Origin of the sequence: Methanobrevibacter sp. (assembly GCF_045577275.1) — an archaeon.
In the GTDB taxonomy this organism is placed as follows: Archaea; Methanobacteriota; Methanobacteria; order Methanobacteriales; family Methanobacteriaceae; genus Methanobrevibacter.
In genome coordinates this window covers 1-3,991 of record NZ_JAZNIB010000278.1, presented here as the reverse complement: position 1 = coordinate 3,991, position 3,991 = coordinate 1, and the positions used below count along the sequence as shown (strand labels likewise).

Here is a 3,991-nt window from a genome sequence, read left to right as displayed (position 1 = left end):
GGAGCTACAGTCAAATTAGTAATTTCAGTACCATTTGAGTATGTTATGACAATAGGAATTACTACATTATGACCATCATTCTTATTCACCTTAATGGTGTTATTAGCCTTTATAGTATTGTTAGCAAGAATTCTTACTGTAACCTGTGCCTCAGATGGATAACAGCTTTGGCTTCCATTGAAATGGATTGTAATAGGATATTCGCCAGGTTCTTTGGTAAAATTAACTAATGCTATACCGCCATCAACTTTAGTCACATTGTATACTTCATCACCATATAAAACAGTGATATTGTTCGCATTGAAATTATAGGTCCTGCCGGATCCTACCTTAATAACAAGAGGAATAGTGACGTTGCCTCCTACTCTTCCAGTTCCGTTGCTTGCGTCTATAATAGTTTCTGCTTTTTCAATTGTTAAAGCAACGGTAGTCTCGTTAGCGCTGTAGGTAGCATTTCCTAAGAATTTAATGTGAAGGGTATACTCTCCAAAGACAAAAGTGTTTTTAACAGTAATGCTTGATCCATTTACAGTAAAATTGTAAGTATTATTATAATCACTATCATTTGATACAACAAGATTTTCTTGTGTATAAGTTATTTCTTGACCTTCATTGTCCTTAACGCTTACAGGAACAGTGATATTGTCCCCAAACTTATAAGTTTTATCCTCTGATTCGACAGTTGTAGGAGTTGGATCTGTTACAGAATCTTCTCCAAGTTCATCAGAGTCTCCATCAGTTAAAATATTAGAATTAGATAAAATATTATCATTAGTGTCTCCAATTTCATCAACATCATCAACAACATCTGAAGCAGAAATATCAGATATTTGATTATCCATATCGCTGGCTGCTGATACAGCACTTAAACTTAACAATAAAAATATGGATATTAATGAAATCAAGAAGACATATGATTTCTTTAATTTCATAAATTTAAGTCCTCCTCATATAATTTCTAGTTTCCAATAAACTCTATATGAATTAACAAACATAGAATTTAGAATATATTAAAATTAGTGAAAATAAACATATTTACCCCTTATATTAAATATTTTAAAAATATTTCACTATTATAATATGTAATATATTTTTATAAAATACTAATATATATCATTTTTGCTTTAACTTTTCTAAATTTAAGTTTACCTAAATTATTTTTTATCCTATTTAAGGACAAATCCTGATTATTTTAATAAAAATAATCGCAATAGATACTATTATATTAAACAATGCTCAAAGTACTATATACTAAAGAAATTATTGATTTAATAAAAAATTAACAGAAAAAATTTTTTTTATTAGGTGATAAATTGAAAGAATTTAAACTCAAATCTCCATATAAGCCACTTGGTGACCAACCACAAGCCATTGAATCCTTAGTTAATGGAATAAATAAGGGATTGCATGAACAGACACTTTTAGGTGTTACTGGTTCAGGTAAGACATACACAATGGCAAACATTATTGAAAAGGTTCAAAAGCCAACTTTGATCATATCACACAATAAAACATTGGCTGCACAATTATACGAGGAATTCAAGGTATTTTTCCCTGACAATGCAGTAGAATATTTTGTCAGCTATTATGATTATTACCAACCTGAAGCTTATGTTCCAAGAACTGATACATTCATTGACAAGGAAGCTTCAATCAACGAAGAGATAGACATAATGAGACATTCCGCCACCCAATCTCTCCTATCTCGTGATGATGTCATTGTAGTAAGCAGTGTAAGCTGCATCTACGGTATCGGTTCACCTGAAGATTATGGTGAATTCGCATTCTCCATTGCAGTAGGTGATATTTACGAACGCAGCGACATACTTAGAAAACTTATCTTCATGCAATATGAAAGAAATGATGTTGCATTTGAAAGAGGTCAATTCAGGGTGAGGGGAGATGTCATTGAAATCAATCCGGTTCATGGAACACCTCCAATAAGAATTGAATTGTTTGGTGATGAGATTGATGCAATCAGTCTGATTGACCCTGTAACAGGCAAAAAGGAAGAGCCCTTGCAAAGATACATGATATTTCCAGCAAAGCACTTCGTTGTAGGTGCTGACAGAATGGACCAAGCATTAAAGGACATCAACGAAGAGCTTGAAAGCAGGCTTAGAGAGTTAAATATGAATGGCAAATATGTTGAAGCTCAAAGATTGGAACAAAGAACCCGTTTTGACATAGAAATGCTACAGGAAATGGGATATTGCCCTGGAATTGAGAACTACTCCATGCATTTGTCTGGAAGAAATTGGGGAGATATGCCTTATTCATTGCTTAAATATTTCCCAGATGACTATTTGACAATCATTGATGAGTCACATGTAACAGTCCCTCAGATTAGGGGAATGTACAATGGAGACAGGTCAAGAAAGGAAACTCTTGTAGAATATGGATTCAGATTGCCTTCCGCTAAGGAAAACAGACCACTGAGATTTGATGAGTTTGAAGCAATTCAAAATCAGGTCCTTTATGTTTCAGCTACTCCCGGACCTTATGAAATGTCAAGAAGCCAGAATGTTGTAGAACAGATCATAAGGCCAACTGGACTTGTAGACCCTAAAATTATAATCAGACCTGTCCAAGGGCAAGTTGAAGATCTTCTTGCTGAAGTCAGAAAGAAAGTGGCAAAAGACCAAAGGATACTTGTTACAACACTTACCAAAAGGATGGCTGAAGACCTAACAGATTATTATGCTAAAATTGGAATCAAGGTAAGATATCTCCACTCAGAGATTGATACATTGGAAAGAGTGGAAATCATTGACGATTTAAGGCGTGGAGAGTTTGATGTTCTTGTAGGAGTAAACCTATTGAGAGAAGGGCTTGACCTACCTGAAGTAGGACTTGTAGCTATTTTAGATGCCGATAAAGAAGGATTCCTACGTAGTGAAACCTCTCTTATTCAGACAATAGGAAGAGCTGCAAGGAATGTGGACGGAGAGGTTCTCATGTATGTTGATGACATGACCGATTCTGTAAGAAATGCTGTAGACATTACTAACAAGAGAAGAAAGCTTCAAATGGCATACAACGAGAAATACAACATCACACCGCAATCAACTTACAGAACCCTTAAAGACAAGAAGATGTCCACTAAAAGGACTCCATCCAGAGATGACCTCAAAGGCATGCCTAAGGATGAGCTTAAGTTATTGATCAAAGACTTGGAAGCAGAAATGAAAGAAGCCGCCAACGATTTGGACTTTGAAAGGGCTGCTGTCTTAAGAGATCAAATAGTTGCTTTAAAAAGCATTAACAAAAAATATTGAACATTGTATTATTTAGTAAAAATTTGATAAAAATTAGATAAAAATTAGATAATTATGTTTGATATTTAAAAATAGAATACGAATAATTAAAAAATTAATAAAAAAAGAGTTGTAGGATTAATCCTACGACTTATATATTTTCTTCTTTTTCTAAAGCCTCAACTACTGTATGTCTGAATACAAGAACTGCATCATCATCAGGGTCGAGTTCCAATGCATTATCTAAGCATTTTAATGCATCTGCGTTGTGATTCAATTGACTTAAAACCATTCCTTTATATTTCCAATAAACAGGATTATGAGGGTCAGCATTCACTGCCTTATCAAAACAGGAATTTGCCTCATTAAAACGATTAATGGCAAATAAAGTCATTCCTTTTAAAAACCAAGTCTGTTCATTTTCAAAGTCAAGCTCCAATGACCTATCAAAGCATTCGATAGATTCATCTGTTTTATTCAATAAACCAAGAGTACTTGCTTTCATATTCCAAGCTTCAGGACGTCTTTTATCGGCTTTTAATGCAGCTTGATATACATCCAATGCCTCTTCATACTTGTTTTCTTTTCTTAATTGATTTCCTTTCTCCATCAATTCATCGAAATCCATAGAATCACCTGGATAAGAATTATAAATAAATGATTATTACATAACATTAGTTGTTTTTTATTTTGTTAACACGTGTTAATAAAATTTATGATAACGGCGTAATATT

The 3,991-nt window shown here is 33.6% G+C and carries 3 protein-coding genes; 1 reads left to right on the top strand and 2 read right to left on the bottom strand.

The genetic code is table 11. The features are described 5' to 3' along the window. Positions 1-932 (bottom strand): hypothetical protein (locus ACKI67_RS08155; RefSeq protein WP_407463007.1); only part of this gene is annotated, 932 nt, incomplete at its 3' end. 381 nt (positions 933-1,313) lie between these two features. Between ACKI67_RS08155 and uvrB the strand changes: the two genes are divergently transcribed. Continuing rightward, complete coding sequence (uvrB, locus tag ACKI67_RS08150) at positions 1,314-3,278, top strand: excinuclease ABC subunit UvrB (protein ID WP_407463006.1); 1,965 nt, start codon at positions 1,314-1,316, stop codon at positions 3,276-3,278. 130 nt (positions 3,279-3,408) lie between these two features. On the opposite strand, the gene ACKI67_RS08145 is transcribed toward uvrB, so the two are convergent. Further along, complete coding sequence (locus tag ACKI67_RS08145; RefSeq protein ID WP_407463004.1) at positions 3,409-3,885, bottom strand: tetratricopeptide repeat protein; 477 nt, start codon at positions 3,883-3,885, stop codon at positions 3,409-3,411. Positions 3,886-3,991: the final 106 nt, after the last annotated feature.